The following is a 21,655-nucleotide window of genomic DNA, read 5'->3' on the forward strand; positions in this document are numbered from 1 at the left end:
TCCCTCCCTTCTACTACTGTAAGAATTCCACACCGGCGATGGTGCCGCCGATGCGCAGGGCCTCCGACGTCATGGCCAGCAGCTCCAGCCGCTCCCCCCGGATACGCACCACCCGGCCCACCGTGTTCACATCAATAATACTGTCGCTGTAGGAGAGGATGCCCTGGTGATTTTCAATGAGCAGCTGCCTCTGCCCCACCAGTTCAATGTGAGGCAGCCCTGCCACCACCTCGCCCGGCAGATCAAAGAGCTCCGCCACCCGTGCCAAGATTTCTTCCATACGATTTCCTCCATTTCCGTACCTCCAATCTATGTCCCGCCGCTGAGAAACTTGCGTGTCCCGGTCATGGTAGGGGCAAAAGATGCATAGGTTGGACGGGGTGATCAAAGAAATGAAGCGAAAACTCCTCTATCTTTTCCTGCTGCTGACCATGGCGGCGCTGCTCTACTGGTCCCAGGACGTGCGCGCCGGCGTGCAGGAGGGAATCTCCCTCTGCCTCCAATCGGCCATCCCCTCCCTGTTCCCCTTTTTTGTGGTGTCGTCGCTGCTGATTGACTTGGGCTTTGCCGACGCGCTGGGGCGGCGGCTGGAGGGCCTCATGCAGCCGCTGTTCCACGTGGGCGGTGCCGGGGCGGCGGCGCTGGTTTTAGGGGTCCTGGGCGGCTATCCCGTGGGGGCCGGCACCGCCGCTTCCCTCTATTCCCAGCAGGTGCTGAGCCGGGACGAGGCCCAGCGGCTCCTTGCCTTTTGCAACAACTGCTCTCCTGCCTTTGCCGTAAATATCCTTGGCCTGGGCGTATTCGGCAGCGGCCGGATCGGACTGTGCCTGTGGCTCATCCATGTGCTGGCCGCGCTGATCACCGGTCTTTTCTTTCGCGGCAAAGCCTCAGAGCGCCGCAGCGCCCGTCTTCGGCGCGTAAAAAAGCCCCTCCCCTTTTCCGAGGCCTTTGTCAAGGCCGCCGGCAGCGGCGCCCGCTCCATGGCCGGCGTGTGCGCCTTCATCATCCTCTTTTCCGTCCTTCTGCTGCCCCTGCGCCGTATGAGCGGAGAGTCCGGCGCGCTGCTGATCGGCTTTACGGAGCTGTTCAACGGTGCGGCGCTGCTCAGCGCCGACCGCCTTGGCTTTCTCACCGCCGCGGGGCTCTTGGGCTGGGGCGGCCTCTCCGTCCACTGCCAAACCCTCTCCGTCATCCCCGGCCTCTCCTCCCGTTACTATTGGATGGGCAAGTCCATCCAGTGCGTCCTCTCCGTACTTTTGGCGGCAGCCGTAAGCCCTCTGTTCTTTTAAAGGAAAAGCCCGTCCGAAGAAAAGGCCCCCCTGCTGCCGAACCTGGCAGCAGAGGGGGCCTTCATCATTGCCGTGCATCAATTCCGGTTGGCCATCTCAACGGCTACCCGCAGGGCGATGCGCATCATCTGGGTGAATCCGGTCTGGCGGTCCTCGGAGGACAGTTCCTCCCCTGTGACCAGGCTGTCGGAGATGGTCAGCAGAGCCAGCGCCCGCTTGTGGGCCTCCGCCGCGTTGCAGTAAAGGCCCGCCGCCTCCATCTCGGCACACAGGACACCCATCCTGGCCCAGTCCATGGTGGAGTTGGATGCGTCGTAAAACACATCGGAGGAGAGCACGTTGCCCACCGGCATCCGCACTCCCATCTCCCTGGCCGCAGCCACCGCCGCCTCCAGCAGCTCAAAGCTTGCGATGGGGGCAAAGGTGCCGGGCATGCGGAACTGGGACACATAGTTGGAATTGGTGCAGGCGCCCTGGGCCGCCACCACATCCATCAGCTTTAAGTCCGGAGACATGGCCCCGGCGGAGCCGATGCGGATGATATTGTCCACATCGTAGAAATGGAACAGCTCATGGGAGTAGATGCCGATGGAAGGGGTGCCCATGCCGGAGGCCATGACGGAAACCGGCACACCCTCGTAAGTCCCGGTGTAGCCGTGGATGCCGCGGACATTGTTCACCAGCACGGCGTCCTTCAAAAAGGTCTCTGCGATGAACTGGGAGCGCAGCGGGTCGCCCGGCATCAAAACGGTCTTGGCAAACTGGCCCTTTTCGGCGCTGTTGTGAGCAGTAGACATGGTATCTTCTCCTTTTCTGATTTGTAAATTCAATTGCTTCCTTCTTTAACGGCCTTGACAATGCGGGATGTGCCCAGGCGGTCGGCCCCCAGGGCGATGAAGTCCTCTGCATCCCGGAGGCTGGAAATTCCGCCCGCTGCCTTCACCTTGACCCCCGGCGCCACATGGGCGCGCAGCAGCGCCACATCCTCCCGTGTGGCTCCACCTGTGGAAAAGCCGGTGGAGGTCTTGATGAAGTCGGCGCCGGATTCGGAGACCACCTCGCACATGCGGATTTTTTCCTCCTCCGTCAGCAGGCAGGTCTCCACAATAACCTTCAGCACGTGGCGCTGACAGGCGGCCTTCACCGCCCGGATCTCCCGCTCCAGTTCATGGTAGCGGCCGTCCTTCAGCCATCCCAGGTTGATGACCATGTCAATCTCCGACGCACCGGAGGCCAATGCCTCCTCCGCTTCAAAACACTTGGCTGCCGTGGTGGAGTAGCCGTTGGGGAAGCCTACCACGGTGCATACCGCCACGGCGCCCTGCACATAGTCCGACGCCTGGCGCACATAAGCGGCCGGTATGCACACCGACGCACAGCTGTACGCCGCCCCGTCGTCGCACAGGGCACGGATTTCCTCCCAGGTGGCGTCGGGGCGGAGCAGCGTGTGGTCCACCCTGCTTAAAATCTCTTTCAGTTCCATTTTAGGTATCCCCCTTATACTTGGTCCGATGCTGGAAAATAACGGCGGATTCCCTCCGCCTCACGGTACAATAGCCGGCCGCGGACCACCAGATAGTCCAAATGGGACAGCGCCTCGCCCACGGCGAACCACTTCTGGGTCAGCGGAAAATCCTCCCAGCTGCGGCAGCGGATGTCCCAGTCCATCCCCCCTGCGATCTCATAGGCGGTCTGCCCCGGCGCACGGCCCACCTGATCCAGCGTGTTTTGAAGCCGCGACTCATGATGCGCCCGCAGCTGGGCAACCCGCTCCCGAAAGCCGCCCTCCACCGCCCGATGGGCCGGCAGCGGCGTCTCCACCTTCAGCGCGGAAACCAGCTCCAGGCTCTTGAAATAGCTCCCCAAGGCGTCGGGCATGCTCCGCCAGCGGGTAATGTTCGGTGAAATGTGATACAGCACGTGGTCGCCGCAGAAGAGCATCTTCTTATCCATCTCATAAAGGCACATATGGCCCGGCGTGTGGCCCGGCGTCAGCAGGCACTTGAGGCGGTAGCCCCCGTAGCGCAGCTCCGCCCCATCCCGCACCGGAGTGTAGCCTGAAAAGGGCACGGGGTGGATGTCCCAGGCCGGATTGTCGCCCCATAGCTCCCTCAGCTCCGTGCGGAGAAAGCCCTCTTTGAGATAGGCGTCAAAATTGTCCTGCCAGTATGCCTCGCTCTGGCTGTGGATCAGCAGCGGCACGTCCACCTCGCTGAGCATGGCCCGGCAGCCGGGCCGGAGCAGCTCCTGGGCAAGGCCGGTGTGGTCGGTATGCAGGTGGGTCAAAAAAAGGTCCGTCCGGTCCATGTCCACGCGCAGCTCCGAGAGCTGTTCCGCCATGGCCCTGCGGCAGGGCTCCTGGCGGAATCCCGTGTCGATCAGCAGATTCCGCTCCCCTTTGATGAGGTAGCTGTTCAGGTTCTTAAGAGGGCTCTCCGGCAGCGGGATATCCAGCCGGTACAGGTTTTCTCCAATTAGTTCAGCCATGTTCTCTTCCTTTCCCCGTTAGTTTAACAGATTGTTCCTTTGCTGTCCATGTTCTTGTAAAAAATGATGGCCCGTGCTATGATAGAGACCGCGTTCCGTATCCTCCGCCGCTTTTGCGGCGCTGAAATTCTTTCATCTGGAGGTACCCACATATGAAAAAACGCATTGCCGCGGTGCTGTGCGCCCTTGTGCTGGCAGTGAATCTGATCCCGGCGGCCGCCGCCCTGACCGGTGAGCAGACTCTTGCGGCGGACAAGCTCAATACGCTGGGCCTGGTCAACGGCTCCGGCTCCGGCTATGATTTGAACCGCTCCGCCACCCGGGCCGAGGCGGTATCTTTGATCGTGCGCCTGGCCGGCGGAGAGCAATCCGCCGCCAGCGGCAGCTACCACGCCCCCTTTACCGACGTCCCCGCCTGGGCCCAGGCCAATGTCAGCTACGCCTATGCCTGCGGCTGGGTGGCCGGCACCTCTGAAACCACCTTCTCCCCTAACCGGGCCGTCAGCGCCGATGAGTTCTTCACCTTCCTGCTGCGGATTTTGGGCTATCAGGACAGCAACGGGGATTTCGTCCCCGGCGATGCAGCCCTCTTTGCCCGCCACATTGGGCTCTCCACCGTGACCTCCTATTCCACCTTCACCCGGGGCGATCTGTTTGAGGCCATGCTCAGCGCCCTGACCTTTCCGAAAAAGGGCGGCACGGAGACCCTCTTGGACGGTCTGATTGTCAATGGCCTGGTGAGTCAGGCCGCGGCCAACGCCCTTGGACTGACCAGCGAATCCCTCACCGCCCGCCAGATCTCCGACCGCTGCAGCGCAGCGGTGTTCTTCATGGAGTGCTACGCCACCGACTACTACCGTGATACCAACAAAGTCTCCAGCACCTCCAGCGGATTTTTCATCACCGCTGACGGAATTGCCGTCACCAATTACCACTCCATAGACGGCATGGCCTACGCCAACATCACGCTGATCACAGGCGAGAAGTACCCGGTGGAGAAGGTGCTCTACTATGACGCCGGCGAGGACATCGCCGTGCTGCGGATTTCCACCCTCTCCGCCGCCGGCGAACGGACCTCTGCCTTCTCCTTTTTGCCCATGGTGTCCTCCGACACGGTCCGCAACGGCGACATCACCTATGCCATCGGCAGCCCCCTCGGCCTGCAGAATTCCGTAACCTCCGGTGTGGTCAGCAGCAGCTCCCGCACCATCGAGGGCTTCTCCATCCCCGTAATTCAAAATACTGCCTCCATCTCCACCGGCAGCAGCGGAGGCGCCCTCTTCAACGAGTACGGCCAGGTCATCGGCATCACCAGCGCCTATTTGATCTACGGCAACAACATGTACCTGGCGGTTCCCATGGACCCTGTCCTGAAGGCGGACCTGAGCGTGCCCGGCAAAACGCTGGAGCAGGTCAAAAACATCGAGAAGACCAAATCCGACGCGGCCTGATCCTACCTCCATTCAAAAAAGGGAGTGGAAAGCAATTGCTTTCCACTCCCTTTTTCTGCCCGGCCTCTTACGCGGGCTTGACCGGCCACAGCTCGATGTAGCCCCTGGTCCCAATGGGCTCCAGCTGAATCCTCGGGCTCCGGTCATCCCAAACGTACCCGATCAGGGTTGGGTCGTAGCGTTTGACCGCTGCCTGCACCTCCTCGATTGCGTTGCAGTAATCCTCCTCCGCAAAGGGCTCCCCCTGGAACATCAGGTATCTCCCGGCCGGCAGCTCGATCAGGTCAAATCCTTCCGGCACTGCGGCGCTGTAGTCCAGGGGGACCTCCGCACCCTGCACATATTCTGACGTCCCAGGCTTTCGGTACAGCGGCGGGAGCCAGAGGCAGACCGGCTCCGGGCCGATGGACTGGACGCTCTGGAGAAGCCCCCACACGTCGCAGCCCACCTCCTCACAGTAGGACCAGTAATCCCTGGCCTGGAGCCCCCGTTTGATGAGCACCTTGCGCGCGGGCTTTTCCACCATCTGAACAAATACGGTCTTCACAGGTTCCACAACTTTTCTCCTTTCGATGTGCCTGAATTTTACGCCGTAAGGGGTGAACAGATAGATGGGACTGGGGTCGGCCGCATAGTCGCCCGGGTTGCAGCCGAACTCGCGGAAGAAGGCCCTCTGATACCCATCCACGCTCCCAAACCCGGCTGCAAAGGCGGCGTCCGCGACTTTTAAGCCCCGCCGCAGCCCCAGGGCGGATTTGGAGAGGCGGAGCCGCCGGATGTATCCGGCCGGCGTCAGGCCCACCAAGCTCACAAACAGCCGGTAGGAGTGCCAGGGGGAGAAGAGCGAAGCCCTTGCAAGGTCCGCCGGCGTGATGGGCTCATATAAATGGGCCTCAATGTAGTCCTGCATGCGCTGCACTGCCTCAACCTGTTCCATCCATCCATTCCTCCTCACCTGCTGCCAGTATAGACCGTTCCGCGAAACTCCTCTCGACTTTTTTTGCCTTTCCGGCCGTAGAAGAAAAAACGGGACAGCATTTTTTGCTGTCCCGCCAAATCTTAGGCCGCCATTTCAATGGCTCAGGATAAACTCCTCCAACTCCTGGACGCTATGTACCACCGCCACGGCGCCGGCCTCCATCAGTTCGCCCGGCGCGGCGTAGCCAAAAAACTCCACGCCCACGCAGTCGATACCGCACTCCTTAGCGCCCAGTACGTCGAACTTCCGGTCACCCACCATCAGCACCGATGCCTTTTCGGCCTCGCCGATCCCCAGGCGGCGGAAGGTCTCCCGGATCACCTCCGCCTTGGAGGTCTCCCCCACAGGCGGGCTGCCGGCGATGACGCTTAAGGATTGGTCGTATCCAAAATGGGCGCAGATCTGCTGGCACATGTCCTCCGGCTTGGACGAGGACAGCGCCATCACATAACCCCGCTCCTTCAGCCTCCGGCACAGCTCCGGCAGGCCCGGCGTGGCCGCATTCTCAAACTTTCCAATGGGCACATAGCGCTCCCGGAATATACCCACAGCGCGCTGGGCCTTCTCCAGGCTGTAGCCACAGTATTCCATAAAGGAATCCTGCAGCGGCGGTCCGATGAACTTGGTCAGCTCCGCGTCGTCAGGCGTACGCTCCCCCATTTTTTCAAAGGCATAGCGCAGGCAGTTGAAGATGCCCTCCTTGGAATCGGTCAGCGTCCCGTCCAGATCAAACAGGATATAATGATACATCGTTCTCATCCTTTCACGTGAAAAAGAGTATCATAAAATCATCCGCCGCGCAAGTCATTTTCACGGCTGCACCAGACCTTCCCACCTAATTGACGTCAACAGGCTCCGCGCCCTCCCCTGACGCTTCCATCCCCTCTTCCGCCGGCCCGTCCTCCGTTTCTGCCGTCAGCTCCGTATCCCGGGGCGCGGGAACCGCCTTGCGGGAGCGCAGTTGCTCCAGGAGCACGCCGCTGAAGATCAGCACAATGCCGAAGAGCATCCGCAGCGTGATCCGCTCGTGGAGGATGATGGCGGACAAGATGGCGCAGAACACGCTCTCCGTGGAGAGGATCAGCGAGCAGCGCACAGGGCTCATGTAGCGTATGGTGATGTTTTTTATCATGTAGCACACCACCGTGGGCATCACGGCCAGATAGAGCACCGCCCCCGTGCTCTGGAGCGTGAAGCTGCCGCCGCTGCCCTGGAACAGCGTCAGGATCCCCATGAACACTGCCGTGGAGGCAAACTGCAAAAAGGTCATCTGCGCTGCCGTGCAGTCCTTGCCCATGGTGACTGTCACCAGCGCGTAGACGTTGTAAAGGAGGGCCGCCAACAGCAGCAGCAAATCCCCAACCTCCATCACATAGGACCCGCCGGTGAGGCTTAAAAATCCCACGCCGGCCAAGGCCAGCATGGCCGCCCCCACCGACCGCAGCCCCGGCTTCACATGGCACACGAGCCAGTAGAGGAACGGCATCATCACCACGTTGGTGGCGGTGATGAACGCCGCCTTGGTGGTCTGGGTCATGGTGATGCCGTACATCTCTGCGGCAAAGCTGGCGGTGGTAACAAGGCCCAGCGCGATGCCGGTCTTCATGGTCTGCCGGGAAAAGCTGCGCAGCTCCTTGCGGAAAATGAGCCACATCAGCACCGCGCCGATCAAAAACCGGTAAAACACGATTTCAAACTGCAGCATTCCGCTGTTCAGACACACCTTAGACGCCACAAAGCTGCTGCCCCACATCATGGATGCCAACAGCAGCAGCATAGAGGCCTTCCTCTGACTCATCCCTTTTCACGCATCCCTTCCAGAATCTTCATCCATCGTAGCATACCTGTTTTAAAAAGGCAATTGGGAAAAAGCGCGGCCCCAAGGGCTGCAAAAAGGGAGGGCTTCCGCCCTCCCTCTCCCGATGTCGCTTATACCACCTGCCAGGGGTTCTTCTCTCCCTGGTCGTCGTACAGGCAGCTGAGGATGGAGTTGTGCACCATGTCCGAAACGCTTCGGTCCGTGTAAAAGGCCATGTGGGGCGTCACCACCACGTTGGGCATGTCCCGCAGGATAGAGAGCCTGCGGTTGCCCACCACGTCGCTGCGGCGGTCGAAATAGTACATTTGGAACTCATCCTCCACCACGTCCAGGCCGCAGGCGCCGATCTTGCCGGATTCCAGCCCCTCGATCATGGCGTCGCTGTCGATCAGGCCGCCCCGGGCGGTGTTGACCAGGATTACGCCGTCGGGCATCTTCTCAATGGCTTTGCGGTCGATCATGTGGAAGTTTTCGTCGGTCAGGGGCATGTGGAGGGTGATGAGGTCGCAGCGGGCGAACAGCTCCTCCAGCGGCAAGTACTCCACATCCACCTGGTCACTCTTGTAGAGATCATAGGCGTAGACTTTGCAGCCAAAGCCCTTCAGGTCGCGGATCACCGCCCGGCCGATGCGGCCCGTCCCGATGACGCCCACGGTCCGCTCCGGCAGCAGGCCGCCGTTGATGCCCTGGAGCGTAAAGTCATTGATGGATGCACGCTGCATGATCCGCTTCATCTTGCGGATGGACATGAGCATCAGCATCACGGTGTAGTCCGCCACGCACTCTGGCGTGTAGCTGACGTTGGAGACCTTCATCCCCACCTCCTTGGCGTGGTGGTAGTCAATGTGGTCGTAGCCGATGGTGCGTGTGGAGATCATCCGCACGCCCATCTCCCGGAACCGGTCCACCAGCTCCGCCGGCACCGGCGAGGTCAGGATGGAGATATAGTCGTAGCCCCGGGCCAACTCCGCGGTTTCCATGCTGACCGGCTCCCGGCTGATGCCAAGCTCCACGTTCAGCTCCTTGGCGTGCTTGAGGAAAAAGGCCTCCTCGTCGAATTCCCGGCAGCCATATGCAAACAGTTTCATGATACATCCTCCTTTGTGCTGTTCTATCACACTTTTTGTATGGTAGCACCGTTCCTGCGGATGGTCAATCTCAATTTGCCCGGATCGCAAAAAAAGCCGCGGAGCATGCTCTGCGGCGCTTTGTCGTTCACTTTTTGGGGTAAGGCCGCTTTACGTTGGTGCGGCCCAGCAAATCGTCCACGCTGACTCCATAGAAATCCTCTTTACTTGCAATCGCAACGACCTCAAGCTACGCATCTGATAGATTGTGTCAATCTTCGATTTTAACAATGGGTATTGCCGCTTGTAAAAGAAGATTGATTAATTCATTACGAGAACGATTTGTTTTTGTTGACAATTCGTCCAATTGTGCAATGGTTTCATCTTTCATGCGTACAGACACAATTTTATATCCATCGTCGCCCTTACGATCGTTTTTCTTTGTAATTTTGATTACTTCTGCCATATTAGTCACCCCTTATAGTTGCATTTTAACTTGACAGAAGCAATTTTTAATATGTTATATTTAAGTAGTTTAATAATCACTATATATTTATAGTTATTTAATAGTGTGCATATTGTGATGGACTACTAACAAGAGTAGACAAAATAAGACGCCAAAAATTCAGCGTCTTACTCAATTCCTTGTTTTCTTCCTGTGTTCCTCTTTACTTGCAATCGCAATGACTTCCAGCTGCTTGGAAATCACCTGCTCCACAATATCAGTATATTTTGCGTCGATATGTGCAACACGCTCATCCAATCCCAACTGGTTGTCCTCTTCCCAGAGAAGCCTGTCTGAAGAAACTCCTAAAATCTCACAGATTCTTTTCAGGTTCGTCAGGCTGACGCCTGCATATCCGGTTTCCACATCTGCAAGGAACCGGGGTGTAATCTCAACAAGTTCGGAAAATTTCTCCCGGCTGTACCCCGCCTGTTCACGGTAAAACCTGATGGATTCACCAATTTGGACATTGATCGGCTTTTTCTTTTTTGCTCTCAAGGCGCATCGCTCCTCACTTTTTGGGGTAAGGCTGCTTTACGTTGGTGCGGCCCAGCAGGTAGTCCACGCTGACTCCATAGAAATCCGCTATCTTCATCAAAACGTCAATAGGATAATTCAAGATGCCAAGCTCATATTGGGAGTAGGTATTTTGCTTGATATGCAGATACTCTGCAAGTTGCTGCTGTGTATAGCCATTGTCTATTCGAAGATTGCGGATGGTTTCAAATTTCATCATTTCATAACGCATATCAATCACCCGCTATAACCATATAATATCTGAAATCAAGATATTGCATTTCATCTGATAATCAGATATTATGATGATAGAAGGCAATTCTATGCCGCAATCGCCAAAAACGACACAAGCACAGAAAAATAAGACGCCAAAAATTCAGCGTCTTACTCAATTCCTTGTTTTCTTCCTGTGTTCCTCTTTACTTGCAATCGCAATGACTTCCAGTTGCTTGGAGATCACCTGCTCCACAATATCAGCATATTTTGCGTCGATATGTGCAACACGCTCATCCAATCCCAACTGGTTGTCCTCTTCCCAAAGGAGCCTGTCTGAAGAAACTCCCAAAATCTCACAGATTCTTTTCAGGTTCGTCAGGCTGACGCCAACGAATCCAGTCTCCACGTCGGCAATAAACCGGGTTGAAACGCCTACCAACTCAGCAAAGGCCTCTCGGCTGTAGCCTGCGCCTTCTCTGTAAAACCTGATTTTTTCGCCTATCAAAATATTGATGGCCTTCTTGTCCTTATCCCTCAAAACCATACCTCCCGTCCGAAACTGCTTGTTACTTTTATCTTATTCGACAGCATCAATCGGAAAAACGAACTATTACTATTTATATTATCGGGTAACTCACGTATGTACTATATCTGATCGGATCAAGTATTCCCTTGGGAGATGGTTCTATTGAGAGAGCATACCGTATGCTTCACAGGGCACCGGGAGATCAGGGACGGCCAACTAAGAGAGCCTCTGGCGCGGGTCGTCGAAAGCCTGATCCATCAGGGATTTTTATATTTTGGCGCGGGCGGGGCCCGGGGATTCGACACGTTGGCCGCTGATGTGGTATTGGAGCTGAAAGCAAAATACCCTCAGATCCACCTGATCTTGGTACTGCCTTTTGTCAATCCATTTCAGCGGGAAAGCGGATGGACCCGGGAAGAGATCGCCCGGCATCAGGCGCAAACGAAAAAAGCCTCCAGGGTGGTTTATACCCAGGAGGCTTACAGCCGCGGCTGCTATTATAAAAGGGACCGGCACTTGGTGGACTGTTCCAGCGTCTGCGTCTTCTATCAGTATAAAGCCAGCGGCGGCACTGCTTACACCACAAAATACGCACGGGAACAAGGCCTGAAACTCATAAATTGCGCAAAGTCCGCACCGTGGCAGGCGGCACAAAAAAGCAGGGGGTGCTGATCAGCAACCCCTGCTTGGTTTTATTATTTGCCGAAATAGCGCTTCAGCAGGCCCTCAAAGGCGCGGCCGTGTCTCGCCTCATCCCTTGCCATTTCATGAACCGTATCATGAATCGCATCCAGGTTCAGCTCCTTGGCCTTCTTGGCCAGCTCGAACTTGCCCATGGTGGCGCCGTTCTCGGCCTCGACCCGCATCTCCAGGTTTTTCTTGGTGGAATCGGTGACAACCTCGCCTAAGAGCTCAGCAAACTTGGCGGCATGCTCAGCCTCTTCATAGGCGGCCTTCTCCCAGTACAGGCCGATCTCGGGATAGCCCTCGCGGTGAGCGACACGGGCCATGGCCAGATACATGCCAACCTCGGAGCACTCGCCGCTGAAGTTGGCCCGCAGGCCCTCCTTGATCTCCTCGGGGACGTCTTTTGCAACACCGACCACGTGCTCGGCAGCCCAGCTCATCTCACCCTTCTGCTCGGTGAACTTGGCGCCGGGGACACCGCACTGGGGGCACTTCTCGGGGGGAACATCGCCTTCATGCACATAGCCGCAAACAGGGCAAACCCACTTCTTCATAACTCATATCCTCCTAATTTTTAAAAATAAGTCCTACTCTTCATTGGAACCGGCGTCCACCCTGCGCTCAAAAATCAAGTCAATGTCCTTAATTCCGCCGTTGCCCGTAAAGCAGCTTGGAATGTATCCCACATAGCGCCATCCCGCCTTGGCCTGTTCCTCAATCAGGTCTCGGTGCGCGCACTGGGAATTGTCAATCCAAAAGCCTCCGCCTACGTGCAGCTCTATGTACTGATATTCATACATAAGGGATTCTCCATCATTCAGCGTTTCGCCGGTTCATTTGGTATGGTCTGAGTATATCAGTTGGCCTTCCAAAAATCCAGTTGCTTTTGCAACAAGAATGGAAGTTCAAAGAAATTTCACAATTTGCCGGTTTTTATCAAAAAACGGGGCGGTTCCGGCTGATCCGGAACCGCCCCGCATGGTTCGTATTCTCGCCGGCGGTTTACTCCGCTTCCGCCAGCGCCTTGGCCTCTGCGATCGCCTTCTCCTGGGCGGCGGGAGGACAATCCTCATAGCGCACGAAGTGGAAGGTGAAGCTGCCCCGGCTCTGGGTCATGGCCCGCAGATCAATGGCATAGCTGCCCATCTCCGCCATGGGCACCTCGGCGGTGATGACCTGATCGCCGTCTCCGGTGGGGTCCATGCCCATGACGCGGCCGCGGCGCTTATTGAGGTCTCCGATGACGTCGCCCATGTAGTTTTCGGGCACCGTGACCTTCAGCTCGCCCACCGGCTCCAGCAGCACGGGATTGGCCTCAGGCAGCGCGGCCTTGTAAGCCAGCTGCGCGGCGGTCTTAAACGCGATTTCGGAGGAGTCCACAGGGTGGTAGGACCCATCGTAGAGCACTGCCTTCAGATTCACCACCGGGTATCCGGCCAGGGGCCCGTGGATGCGTGCTTCCCGCAGTCCCTTTTCCACGGCGGGGAAGAAGTTTCTGGGCACGCTGCCGCCGAACACCTCCTCCGCAAAGATCAGGTCCTCGGCCTCCTCGCAGGGCTCAAAGCGGATCCACACATCGCCGAACTGGCCGCTGCCGCCGGTCTGCTTCTTGTGGCGGCCCTGCTTCTGGACGGTCTTGCGGATTTTTTCACGATAGGGCACCCGGGTGGGCTTGAGCTCGGCCTCCACGTTGAAGCGGCTTCTCAGCTTGGACACCAGCACGTCGATCTGCATGTCGCCCGCGCCGGAGACCACCATCTGGTGGGTCTCGGCGTTGTTGGTCACGGTGAAGGTGGGGTCTTCCTCGTTCAGGCGGGTCAGGCCCTGGGCGATCTTATCCTCCTGGCCACGGGTCTTGGGCACGATGGCCACGGAGTAGCAGGGCTCCGCAAAGGGAATGCCCTTGAGGGACACGACCTTGCGGGGATCGCAGAGGGTGTCTCCGGTCTTGACCTTATCCATCTTGCCGATGGCGCCGATGTCTCCGCAGGTGAGCTCCTTGACCTCGGTGGCCTTCTTGCCCCGCATCACATACAGGCGGCCTAACTTTTCGTTGGCGCCGGTGCGGGAGTTGACCAGGCTCACATCCGCCGTCACCGTGCCGGAGAGCACCTTGACATAGGAGTACTTGCCGTACTGGTCGGAAACGGTCTTAAACACAAAGGCCGTGGGCACGCCGCCGGGGGAGACCACAAACTCCTCAGTCTCGCCGTCCTGGCGGGTAGCCTTGTGGTAGTTGCCCTCCATGGGGTTGGGCAGCAGGTCCACAATATAGTCCATCAGCATCAAAGAGCCCATGCAGTTGACGGCGGAGCCGCACAGCACGGGGAACATGCTCAGCTCCCGGACGCCCTGGCGCAGGCCCTGGATCATCTCGGCATAGGTGAAGTCCTCGCCGCCGAAGAATTTGTCCATGAACTCCTCGCTGGTCTCGGCCACGGACTCCTTCAGGGCGTTGTTGAACTCCTCGATGACCTCACCCTTGCCCTCGGGAATGTCGATCTCCACGCGCTTGAGGTTCTGCATCTCATAGGCGCGCTTGTTGACCACGTCGATGATGCCGGTGACCCGTTTGCTTTCATCCCAGATGGGCACGATTACAGGCGCGATCTTGTTGCCGAACCGCTCCCGCAGCGCGTCGAAGGTGGCGTTGTAGTCGCTGTTGTCCTCATCGGTTTTGGAGATATAGATAAAGCGCGGCATATTGCGCTCTTCGCAGTACTTCCAGGCCTTCTCCAGGCCCACGCTGATGCCGTCCTTGGCGGAGCAGACGATGATGGCCGCGTCGGCGGCCCGCAGCGCCTCCATCACCTCGCCGGCAAAATCGAAGCCGCCCGGGGTGTCCAGGACATTGATCTTACAGCCCTTGTACTCCAGCGGGGCCACCGCAGCGGAAATGGAAATCTGGCGCTTGACCTCTTCCGGATCATAGTCGCAGACAGTATTGCCGTCGACAGCCTTGCCCATCCGGTCGATGGCACCGGTCATATAAAGCAGGCTCTCCGCCAGGGCGGTCTTTCCGCTCCCACCGTGTCCCAGCAGACAGACGTTGCGGATGTTTTGTACAGAATAGCTCATGATCTTTCCACTCCTTATGTTTGGACTGTCGCACATTCCGGACTATGGCGCTCACGCGTACCTCCGGAACTCATGCCTAATGTATAAATTATACAACGAATACCGGAGCAATACAACTAAAAGTTTGGCAGTATCACCATTTTCTACGCCCACGTAGAAAATCCCCGCCTTTTGTGCACACAGGCGCAAAAGGCGGGGCATCCATCAGAAGTGATTGACCCAACCGGAGAGCAAAAACGCAGGCACCAGCCACAAAAGCAGAAATATCAGCAGGTTCAGCGGCGTGAGCAGGGTGTAGGCCCCCACAAAGCTCAGATAAAAGCTGAGCACCGTCCCGGCCACGCTGCCCAGCAGCGCCAAAAAGGAGCTGCGGGAGGCCGCCTTGCAGTACCGGCGGCTGCCGGCCACTGTCTCCACATAGGGCATCAGCCCCTCACGGAACACCAGCGCCGCGGGCCGGCCCTTGTATTCCGCCTGCTCCGAGAGCGCCAGCCGATCGGAAAGCGGCGGATAGTCCACCTTGGCCGAGGAGCCGAACTTCCGCTTCAAAAGCGCTGGGTTGATGTTGCTGTCCCGGGCGCACAGTACCGCGGTTAAATGGCTGCGGCGCATGGCCTTCAGCGCCCATTCCACATTTTCCGACACCAGGTACTTGACGGCAAATACCGCCACCAGCTGCCGGTCCACGGCAAGGTAGACGCCGGTCTTGAGATTCAGTCCGCCGGGCAGGCGCACATCCATCTTCCGCATGAAAGAGGCGGACCCCAAAAGGGCCGTCTCCCCGTGGATGGCGGCGGAGACGCCGCCCTCTTCGTAAAAGCTGAAGTCGCTGAGCTGCTCAATCCGCCCCCCCTCGCTTGTCAGGAGGCTGTCAAATAGGCGGGTCAGCCCGCTGCCCGAGGCCTGGGCCAGGCTGGCGGCGTAGGAAACCACCTTGCGCATCTCCTCGCCGAAGACCTTGATGCCGTTGAGGCTGACCGTTCCTGGCGGGAACAGGTCGCTGTCCGTCACCACCATGGTCCGCTTTTTCCCAATCCGCTCCGCCCCGGCGTAGCCGGCCACGGCGCTGCCGTTTTTCTGGAGCCTGCGGGAGAGCTTGGCATAGGCCAGCTTATCCGCCAGCGGAAGCGTAAAGGTGGCGCCGGCGCAGAGGATGGCCGACCAGCACCAGAGGAAATCCTGGCCGTGCTTCTGACCTGCCGACGCCAGCACGGCAAATACCAGCGTGGCGGACAGGATCACCGGCAGCAGGATGGACTGGCGCCGGGAGACAATGCTGGGCCGCTCCGTATCGTTGAAAAAGCCGGCCACCTCTCCCTTTTGCTTGCAGGCCCCGTCGGAGGTGTCCGCCACCAGGTAGGGCGGGTCCGGATCCATGGCGGCGGTGCGGTAGCTGTCATAGCGGCCGCAGGCCTCTTTCTCCTGTCCCCACATGGCGAACACCATGCCGGCGCAGGCCGCCGCGGCAAAGGGCTCCGCCCCGCACCGCTGGGCCAAAAAAGGCTGGGTGATGCAGTCCAGGGCGGTCACCACGCAGGAGAGCCCCACCAGCAGCTCCGGCGTGCAGCGCCGGTGCCCCAGGGCATAGAACCCCTCCCGGAAAACGCCCCATCCGAGCACGCAGACCACCGCCACGGCGGCAAACTGCACCAGGGCGCGGAGAAGATCGTCCCCCGTCCAGAAGGAAATCTCCACTCCCCCCGCCTCCAGCCCCAGCAGGACGCACAGGGCAAGCGTAATTACCGTAGCGGCTGGGATGGGACGGTGGCACCGGCGGCGGAGCCGGCGGTACACGTCCGCGGCCTCCACCAGGGAGGGCTCCTCCGGCTCTGGCTCCGGTTCCGGTTCTGGCTCCGGCGGCGGTGGCAGCTCCTCCGTATCCTCCACCGGCCGGCGGGAAAAGAGGAACCTGCGCCGCGGCCGCTCCTCCAGGATTTCATCCTCCTCCGCCAGCACGGAGTCCACCGTGCTTCCCACGATCTCCTCCATGCTGATGGGCCGGGGCGGGCGCGGCAGCTCCTCCGCCTTTTCCGGAAGGCTTTCCTCGCCGGGGGGCGTTTTCTCCGGAAGGCCGCTGAGCACCTCTTTCTCTATCACGGCCTCCTCAGGCGGTTTCTTGGGGTGCGGAGGCTCATGCCGGGCCTCCGGCCCCCTCTCCGCATCAACGGGAGGCACAATCCCCTTCCCGTACTCCGATAGAATCGCCTCCAGAGAAAACTCCGGGTCGCCCTTCGGCACCCTGGTGCCGCCTAAGAGCTCTTTCGTGTCGGCAAGGGGATCATATTGGTCTTTTTCTTCTCTGTTGCGCATCAAATCTCACCCAAGGCTGAAGTCCTATACTCTCATGAAAGGCGCTGGCGCACCGCCTCGTAAAGGAGGATGGCCGCAGCGGCGGAGGCGTTGAGGGAACTGATCTTCCCCCGCATGGGAATGCTGACCAAAAAGTCGCAGTTCTCCGATACCAGCCGGCTCATCCCGTCCCCCTCGCTGCCGATGACCACGGCCGCAGGCCCCTTCAGGTCGGCGTCATACAGGGCCGTGCTTCCCTCGGCGGCGGTCCCAAAAATCCAAATCCCCTGCTTTTTCAAATCCTTTAACAGGGAGGGGATGTTCGGCACCCGCGCCACCGCCATATGGGCCACCGCTCCGGCGGAGGTCTTCCCCACCACCGCGGTCAGGCCGGCGCTGCGACGCTTGGGGATGATGACGCCGTGGGCCCCGGCGCATTCCGCGGTCCGGATGATCGCGCCTAAGTTGTGGGGGTCAGAAATCTCGTCACAGACCACAAGCAGCGGCGCCTCTCCCCGCTCTTCGGCGATATGCAGGATCTCCTCCACCGCCACATACTCCCGCACCGCGGCCAGGGCGATGACGCCCTGGTGAGCGTGTGTCCGGCTCATGGCGTCCAACTTCCGCCGGTCCGCCTCCACCACCACTACACCGGCGGCGCGGGCCGTGGACGCAATGTGGCCAAGGGTCTTGTCCGTCTCTCCCTTTTGCAGGTATATTTTATCAATGCTCTCACCGGCCCGCAGCGCCTCGATCACCGCATTGCGGCCCTCGATGATGCCGTCGGCTTCGGCAAAATTGTTCTTTTCCATGAAATGACTCCTCTTCCAAAGGCCGGCTCGCCGCGTTTTCCGGCGGAATCCGTCCATACTATGCTATAGAATGTGCGCATGGCCAAACCGGCATCCCTCCAGCCGAATCGTCCCATGCGGCCGCTTTGGGATGCCACACTTCGCTGGCCTGTTTGTCCAAAATCGGCTCCCGCTTCGAACCCGGCCGCGCATTCATGCGGCAATTGTTGTCATTATACCATGGGCACGGGACAAGATAAAGCAAATTCACAGAAATTTCATAGAAAAACCCCGCTCCCGCCTTGTAGCTTTTGGCTTTGTGTGCTATACTTCCATTGTTTTTAGGAAGAATTCCGCAATCGTTTTTCTGACATTGACTGGAAAATTGTTCTCCTGAAAGGAGTTTATCTGCATGGATCAAAAAAACCGGAATAACCGCGGCGGCAGCGGCGGCAACTGGAGAGGGATTCTCTCCCTGGTGGCCTGGGCGCTGCTGCTGACCGTGATCTTCAGCTACACCGGCTCTTATATGAATAAGAGTATGGACGCCTCCGCGCAGATCGAAATCGAGTACAGTGAATACATCCAACTGGTGGAAGACGGCCATGTAAGCGGCGTGGAACTGGATGACAGCACCGGCCTTTTACTCCTCACACCGGAGGAGGGCTACACCTACACTGACGCGGACGGCAACGCCCATGACAAGAATTACCAGCTCTATACCAAGCAACTGGAGTCCAACGACACCACCATCGCCTTTTTGCGTGATAACGGCGTGAAGGAGTATAAGTCCGACTATGTGCCCCAGATCAGCCCCATTCTCACCTTCCTGATCTCCACCATTGTCCCCTTCCTGCTCATCATGCTGCTGCTTTCCTTGTTCATGCGGGTGATGATGAAAAAGAGCGGCGGTGGCGGCTTCGGCGGCATCGGCAATGTGGGCAAGTCCAACGCCAAGGTCTATATGGAAAAGCAGACCGGCGTCACCTTCCGGGACGTGGCGGGCCAGGATGAGGCCAAGGAGTCCCTGACAGAGATCATCGACTTCCTCCACAATCCTCAAAAGTATACGGAGATTGGCGCAAAGCTTCCCAAGGGCGCGCTGTTGGTGGGCCCTCCGGGCACCGGCAAGACGCTGCTGGCCAAGGCTGTGGCGGGCGAGGCCAACGTGCCCTTCTTCTCCATCTCCGGCTCCGACTTTGTGGAGATGTTCGTGGGCGTGGGCGCCAGCCGTGTCCGCGACCTCTTTAAAGAGGCCAGCAAGGTGGCTCCCTGCATCGTCTTCATCGACGAGATCGACACCATCGGCAAATCCCGCGACAACCGCATGGGCGGCAATGACGAGCGGGAACAGACGCTGAACCAGCTGTTGGCGGAGATGGACGGCTTTGACCCCACCAAGGGCGTTATCCTCCTGGCCGCCACCAACCGCCCCGAGGTGCTGGATCAGGCGCTGCTGCGGCCGGGCCGCTTTGACCGGCGCATTACCATCGACCGGCCCAACCTGGCCGGCCGCCTGGCCACGCTGGAGGTCCATACCCGCAACATCCGCCTCAGCGAGGATGTGAATCTGAAAAAGGTGGCCCTTGCCACCGCAGGCTGTGTGGGCGCGGACCTTGCAAACCTGGTAAACGAGGCTGCCCTCCGGGCCGTCCGCCTGGGCCGCAAGGCTGTCAATCAGGAGGACCTGCTGGCCGCCTTTGAACTGGTCATCGCCGGCACGGAGAAAAAGGGCAGCGTCCTCACGGAATTCGAGAAAAAGTTGGTGGCCTACCACGAGGTGGGCCACGCCATGGTGGCCTATAAGCAGAAAAACACCGAGCCGGTGCAGAAGATCACCATTGTCCCCCACACCCAGGGCTCTTTGGGCTATACGCTGCTGATGCCGGAGGAGGACAAGACGGAACTGCGCACCAAGGACGAGCTGATGGCCAAGATCACCGTCTCCATGGGCGGCCGCGCCGCCGAGGAGGTGGTGCTGAACACCATGACCAACGGCGCCTCCCAGGACATTCAGGACGCCACCAGCGTGGCCCGGAACATGGTGGCCATGTTCGGTATGAGCGAGGAGTTCGGCATGATGGCCCTGGCCTCCCGCCGCAACCAGTATTTAGACGGCGGCTACGGCATGGACTGCGCCCAGGACACCGCAGCGGCCATGGACAAGGCAGTCAAGCAGATTCTCGATGAGTGCTACAAGCAGGCGGTGGAAATCCTGAAGGCCAACCGGGCGGAGATGGATCAAGTGGTTTCTTACCTTCTTGAAAAGGAAACCATCACCGGCGGCGAGATGGTGGCCATTTTGGAGGGCCGGGACCCGGAACAGGTAGAGGACGCCTATGCCTCCACCCACCCCCGGGGCGGCGAGATTGAGCCGGCCGCCAGAAAGGTCCACATGATCTCAAAGAAGATTGAGGCGCCGGAGGAGGCCAGTCCCGAGTCGGAAGGTTCGGAGCCGGCTGACGAAGGATCCGGCGCATCGGAACAGGCTCAGGCCCCGGACCAGCAGCAATAATTCAAAAAGGCGCGCCAAATGGCGCGCCTTTTTCGTCTTTTCTTTTTTTGAATCCCTTGCCCGCCAAGGCATTTCGCCTCTGCTAACCAGAGGTTGACAAAAATCAACGGCCGGTTGGTGTCTTTTTTCCCCCTCCCCTGTTATACTCCAAGGCGTAAAGGAGGTCACCCGAATGACCATTGGACAGAGAATCGCGCAAAAGCGAAAAGAGCAGAACCTCTCCCAGGAGGCCCTGGGGGATGCGCTGGGTGTCTCCCGGCAGGCCATCTATAAATGGGAGAGCGACGCCACGCTGCCGGAGATTGAAAAGCTGATCGCCATGAGCCGCCTGTTCCGCGTATCCGTGGGATGGCTGTTGGGCGTGGAGGAGGACGCTCCCTCGGATCCGCCGGCTGAACTGTCAGATACCCAGCTGAAGATGGTGGAAGAGATTGTGGGGCGGTACATCCAGGCTCAGCCACCGGCAAAAAAGTCCCCCTGGGGAAAGTGGGACGTTCGGATTTTATTCGCGCTGTGCGGCATCCTGCTGGCTTTGCTGATGGGCATAAACAGCCGGGTAAAGCAGCTGGACAATAACTACGACAGCCTGCAAAACTCCATCTCCCGGGTGGAGCGGAGCGTGGACAGCCAGATTGGAGGCATCTCCGGCCGGGTGGAGGAAATCCTGAAGGCGCAGAACAGCCTCACCGCCGACTACGGCGCGGAGATTGTCCACACGGACCTGAAGGACAACCGCATCGTCTTCTCCGTTCACGCCGTGCCCAAAACCTACACAGAGGGCATGTCCGTGGAGTTCTCCATCGACAACGGTACAGGCGGCGTCTCCTATATCCCGGGAGAGAAGGCGGTCAACGGCAGCTTCACTGCCACGCTGGCCTGCCCCCTTACGGACAGCATCAACATCTCCGCCGTGTTCACCTCTGCAGACGGAACCCGCCAAACTCAGCTCCTGGAGCGCTTTGATGACCTGTACACTACCTCCCTGCCCGCCGTGGACCTGCTGGCCTATGGCCATCTGTTGGGCCTGAAGGCGGATGAAAGCGGCCGGATCGCCCTGCCGGAGACCTATGTCACCACACAGCCGGGCTTTTCCGTGTACGCCGTCAACGGAGACGTCGGCCAGTCGGAGATTGGCTCGGTGCGGGTTGGGCTGTTCAAAAACCGCAGGCTGGTCACATGGCTGGACCCCTGCGATCAGCCGGACGGCTTTCATGGCGACTTCGAGAATTCCTCCTTTTTCCGCCTGGCAGAAAGGGCCGTCACTATGGCAAATGGCTCCGATCAGCTCTGCTTTGCCGCCGTGGTGGCGGATGAGTATGGCCGGGAGCTGGTGTACAGTGACGTCCCCTATATCCTGCAGGACGGGGAGCTGACCTGGCCCAATGCTTCGGACATCAGCAACCACAACCCCGTCAACTGGCGGTATTGAGCGCATCACAA

General features: G+C 59.0%; 22 protein-coding genes. 5 read left to right on the forward strand and 17 right to left on the reverse strand.

Features of this window, described 5'->3' with window-relative positions; translation table 11 throughout:
• Positions 1-13: 13 nt before the first annotated feature.
• Entirely contained in the window at positions 14-280 is a 267-nt protein-coding gene (locus H8790_RS09890; RefSeq protein ID WP_187332366.1) for a YabP/YqfC family sporulation protein, read from the reverse strand.
• 112 nt (positions 281-392) lie between these two features.
• On the opposite strand from H8790_RS09890, the gene H8790_RS09895 reads away from it, so the two are divergent.
• On the forward strand, positions 393-1,289 hold the full coding sequence (locus tag H8790_RS09895; protein ID WP_187332367.1) for a nucleoside recognition domain-containing protein: 897 nt from the start codon (positions 393-395) through the stop codon (positions 1,287-1,289).
• 77 nt (positions 1,290-1,366) lie between these two features.
• Here H8790_RS09895 and deoD read toward each other — a convergent pair whose 3' ends face one another.
• The 3 genes from deoD to H8790_RS09910 are packed head-to-tail and all read right to left on the reverse strand — an operon-like array spanning position 1,367 to position 3,776.
• On the reverse strand, positions 1,367-2,086 hold the full coding sequence (deoD, locus tag H8790_RS09900; protein WP_187332368.1) for a purine-nucleoside phosphorylase: 720 nt from the start codon (positions 2,084-2,086) through the stop codon (positions 1,367-1,369).
• Between the two features lie 29 nt (positions 2,087-2,115).
• Entirely contained in the window at positions 2,116-2,772 is a 657-nt protein-coding gene (deoC, locus tag H8790_RS09905; RefSeq protein ID WP_187332369.1) for a deoxyribose-phosphate aldolase, read from the reverse strand.
• Positions 2,773-2,786: 14 nt separating this feature from the next.
• Positions 2,787-3,776, reverse strand: coding sequence for an MBL fold metallo-hydrolase (locus tag H8790_RS09910; RefSeq protein WP_187332370.1), 990 nt, complete (start codon positions 3,774-3,776; stop codon positions 2,787-2,789).
• 152 nt (positions 3,777-3,928) lie between these two features.
• Between H8790_RS09910 and H8790_RS09915 the strand changes: the two genes are divergently transcribed.
• A complete protein-coding gene (locus tag H8790_RS09915; RefSeq protein WP_187332371.1) occupies positions 3,929-5,227 on the forward strand; it encodes a S1C family serine protease in 1,299 nt (432 codons plus the stop codon).
• Positions 5,228-5,294: 67 nt separating this feature from the next.
• Here H8790_RS09915 and H8790_RS09920 read toward each other — a convergent pair whose 3' ends face one another.
• From H8790_RS09920 to H8790_RS09955, 8 genes are all read right to left on the reverse strand, one after another.
• The gene (locus H8790_RS09920; RefSeq protein ID WP_187332372.1) at positions 5,295-6,164 is read right to left on the reverse strand and encodes a helix-turn-helix domain-containing protein; all 870 of its coding nucleotides are present in this window, start codon (positions 6,162-6,164) and stop codon (positions 5,295-5,297) included.
• A gap of 135 nt (positions 6,165-6,299) precedes the next feature.
• On the reverse strand, positions 6,300-6,956 hold the full coding sequence (locus H8790_RS09925; protein WP_187332373.1) for an HAD hydrolase-like protein: 657 nt from the start codon (positions 6,954-6,956) through the stop codon (positions 6,300-6,302).
• An 85-nt stretch (positions 6,957-7,041) separates the two neighbouring features.
• Positions 7,042-7,983 (reverse strand): DMT family transporter, encoded by a 942-nt coding sequence (locus H8790_RS09930; RefSeq protein WP_187332374.1) that lies wholly within the window; start codon positions 7,981-7,983, stop codon positions 7,042-7,044.
• A gap of 152 nt (positions 7,984-8,135) precedes the next feature.
• Positions 8,136-9,113 (reverse strand): D-isomer specific 2-hydroxyacid dehydrogenase family protein, encoded by a 978-nt coding sequence (locus tag H8790_RS09935; RefSeq protein ID WP_187332375.1) that lies wholly within the window; start codon positions 9,111-9,113, stop codon positions 8,136-8,138.
• A gap of 250 nt (positions 9,114-9,363) precedes the next feature.
• On the reverse strand, positions 9,364-9,558 hold the full coding sequence (locus tag H8790_RS09940; RefSeq protein ID WP_187332376.1) for a ribbon-helix-helix protein, CopG family: 195 nt from the start codon (positions 9,556-9,558) through the stop codon (positions 9,364-9,366).
• Between the two features lie 171 nt (positions 9,559-9,729).
• Complete coding sequence (locus H8790_RS09945) at positions 9,730-10,095, reverse strand: helix-turn-helix domain-containing protein (protein WP_187332377.1); 366 nt, start codon at positions 10,093-10,095, stop codon at positions 9,730-9,732.
• A 13-nt stretch (positions 10,096-10,108) separates the two neighbouring features.
• A complete protein-coding gene (locus tag H8790_RS09950) occupies positions 10,109-10,345 on the reverse strand; it encodes a helix-turn-helix domain-containing protein (protein ID WP_243208482.1) in 237 nt (78 codons plus the stop codon).
• A gap of 156 nt (positions 10,346-10,501) precedes the next feature.
• Positions 10,502-10,867, reverse strand: coding sequence for a helix-turn-helix domain-containing protein (locus H8790_RS09955; protein ID WP_187332378.1), 366 nt, complete (start codon positions 10,865-10,867; stop codon positions 10,502-10,504).
• Positions 10,868-11,008: 141 nt separating this feature from the next.
• On the opposite strand from H8790_RS09955, the gene H8790_RS09960 reads away from it, so the two are divergent.
• Positions 11,009-11,527: an SLOG family protein gene (locus tag H8790_RS09960; RefSeq protein WP_243208483.1), complete on the forward strand. Its 519-nt coding sequence runs from the start codon at positions 11,009-11,011 to the stop codon at positions 11,525-11,527.
• 23 nt (positions 11,528-11,550) lie between these two features.
• Here H8790_RS09960 and H8790_RS09965 read toward each other — a convergent pair whose 3' ends face one another.
• From H8790_RS09965 to rlmB, 5 genes are all read right to left on the reverse strand, one after another.
• A complete protein-coding gene (locus H8790_RS09965) occupies positions 11,551-12,096 on the reverse strand; it encodes an NADH peroxidase (RefSeq protein ID WP_187332380.1) in 546 nt (181 codons plus the stop codon).
• A gap of 33 nt (positions 12,097-12,129) precedes the next feature.
• Entirely contained in the window at positions 12,130-12,342 is a 213-nt protein-coding gene (locus H8790_RS09970) for a DUF4177 domain-containing protein (RefSeq protein WP_187332381.1), read from the reverse strand.
• 202 nt (positions 12,343-12,544) lie between these two features.
• The gene (locus H8790_RS09975; protein WP_187332382.1) at positions 12,545-14,620 is read right to left on the reverse strand and encodes an elongation factor G; all 2,076 of its coding nucleotides are present in this window, start codon (positions 14,618-14,620) and stop codon (positions 12,545-12,547) included.
• A gap of 204 nt (positions 14,621-14,824) precedes the next feature.
• Positions 14,825-16,930, reverse strand: coding sequence for a hypothetical protein (locus H8790_RS09980; protein ID WP_187332383.1), 2,106 nt, complete (start codon positions 16,928-16,930; stop codon positions 14,825-14,827).
• 32 nt (positions 16,931-16,962) lie between these two features.
• Positions 16,963-17,721, reverse strand: coding sequence for a 23S rRNA (guanosine(2251)-2'-O)-methyltransferase RlmB (rlmB, locus tag H8790_RS09985; RefSeq protein WP_187332384.1), 759 nt, complete (start codon positions 17,719-17,721; stop codon positions 16,963-16,965).
• Between the two features lie 391 nt (positions 17,722-18,112).
• Between rlmB and ftsH the strand changes: the two genes are divergently transcribed.
• Positions 18,113-20,215 (forward strand): ATP-dependent zinc metalloprotease FtsH, encoded by a 2,103-nt coding sequence (ftsH, locus tag H8790_RS09990; RefSeq protein WP_187332385.1) that lies wholly within the window; start codon positions 18,113-18,115, stop codon positions 20,213-20,215.
• A 172-nt stretch (positions 20,216-20,387) separates the two neighbouring features.
• The gene (locus H8790_RS09995) at positions 20,388-21,644 is read left to right on the forward strand and encodes a helix-turn-helix domain-containing protein (protein ID WP_187332386.1); all 1,257 of its coding nucleotides are present in this window, start codon (positions 20,388-20,390) and stop codon (positions 21,642-21,644) included.
• Positions 21,645-21,655: the final 11 nt, after the last annotated feature.

This window comes from Oscillibacter hominis, assembly GCF_014334055.1.
Taxonomy (GTDB): domain Bacteria; phylum Bacillota; class Clostridia; order Oscillospirales; family Oscillospiraceae; genus Oscillibacter; species Oscillibacter hominis.

Coding starts and splice junctions, on each gene's coding strand:
- deoD (WP_187332368.1), bottom strand. CDS start 2,086: ATGTCTACTGCTCACAACAGCGCCGAAAAGGGCCAGTTTGCCAAGACC.
- deoC (WP_187332369.1), bottom strand. CDS start 2,772: ATGGAACTGAAAGAGATTTTAAGCAGGGTGGACCACACGCTGCTCCGC.
- H8790_RS09995 (WP_187332386.1), top strand. CDS start 20,388: ATGACCATTGGACAGAGAATCGCGCAAAAGCGAAAAGAGCAGAACCTC.
- H8790_RS09960 (WP_243208483.1), top strand. CDS start 11,009: ATGGTTCTATTGAGAGAGCATACCGTATGCTTCACAGGGCACCGGGAG.
- H8790_RS09935 (WP_187332375.1), bottom strand. CDS start 9,113: ATGAAACTGTTTGCATATGGCTGCCGGGAATTCGACGAGGAGGCCTTT.
- H8790_RS09965 (WP_187332380.1), bottom strand. CDS start 12,096: ATGAAGAAGTGGGTTTGCCCTGTTTGCGGCTATGTGCATGAAGGCGAT.
- H8790_RS09975 (WP_187332382.1), bottom strand. CDS start 14,620: ATGAGCTATTCTGTACAAAACATCCGCAACGTCTGTCTGCTGGGACAC.
- ftsH (WP_187332385.1), top strand. CDS start 18,113: ATGGATCAAAAAAACCGGAATAACCGCGGCGGCAGCGGCGGCAACTGG.
- rlmB (WP_187332384.1), bottom strand. CDS start 17,721: ATGGAAAAGAACAATTTTGCCGAAGCCGACGGCATCATCGAGGGCCGC.
- H8790_RS09915 (WP_187332371.1), top strand. CDS start 3,929: ATGAAAAAACGCATTGCCGCGGTGCTGTGCGCCCTTGTGCTGGCAGTG.
- H8790_RS09910 (WP_187332370.1), bottom strand. CDS start 3,776: ATGGCTGAACTAATTGGAGAAAACCTGTACCGGCTGGATATCCCGCTG.
- H8790_RS09895 (WP_187332367.1), top strand. CDS start 393: ATGAAGCGAAAACTCCTCTATCTTTTCCTGCTGCTGACCATGGCGGCG.
- H8790_RS09920 (WP_187332372.1), bottom strand. CDS start 6,164: ATGGAACAGGTTGAGGCAGTGCAGCGCATGCAGGACTACATTGAGGCC.
- H8790_RS09930 (WP_187332374.1), bottom strand. CDS start 7,983: ATGCTGCTGCTGTTGGCATCCATGATGTGGGGCAGCAGCTTTGTGGCG.
- H8790_RS09970 (WP_187332381.1), bottom strand. CDS start 12,342: ATGTATGAATATCAGTACATAGAGCTGCACGTAGGCGGAGGCTTTTGG.
- H8790_RS09925 (WP_187332373.1), bottom strand. CDS start 6,956: ATGTATCATTATATCCTGTTTGATCTGGACGGGACGCTGACCGATTCC.
- H8790_RS09980 (WP_187332383.1), bottom strand. CDS start 16,930: ATGCGCAACAGAGAAGAAAAAGACCAATATGATCCCCTTGCCGACACG.
- H8790_RS09890 (WP_187332366.1), bottom strand. CDS start 280: ATGGAAGAAATCTTGGCACGGGTGGCGGAGCTCTTTGATCTGCCGGGC.
- H8790_RS09940 (WP_187332376.1), bottom strand. CDS start 9,558: ATGGCAGAAGTAATCAAAATTACAAAGAAAAACGATCGTAAGGGCGAC.
- H8790_RS09950 (WP_243208482.1), bottom strand. CDS start 10,345: ATGCGTTATGAAATGATGAAATTTGAAACCATCCGCAATCTTCGAATA.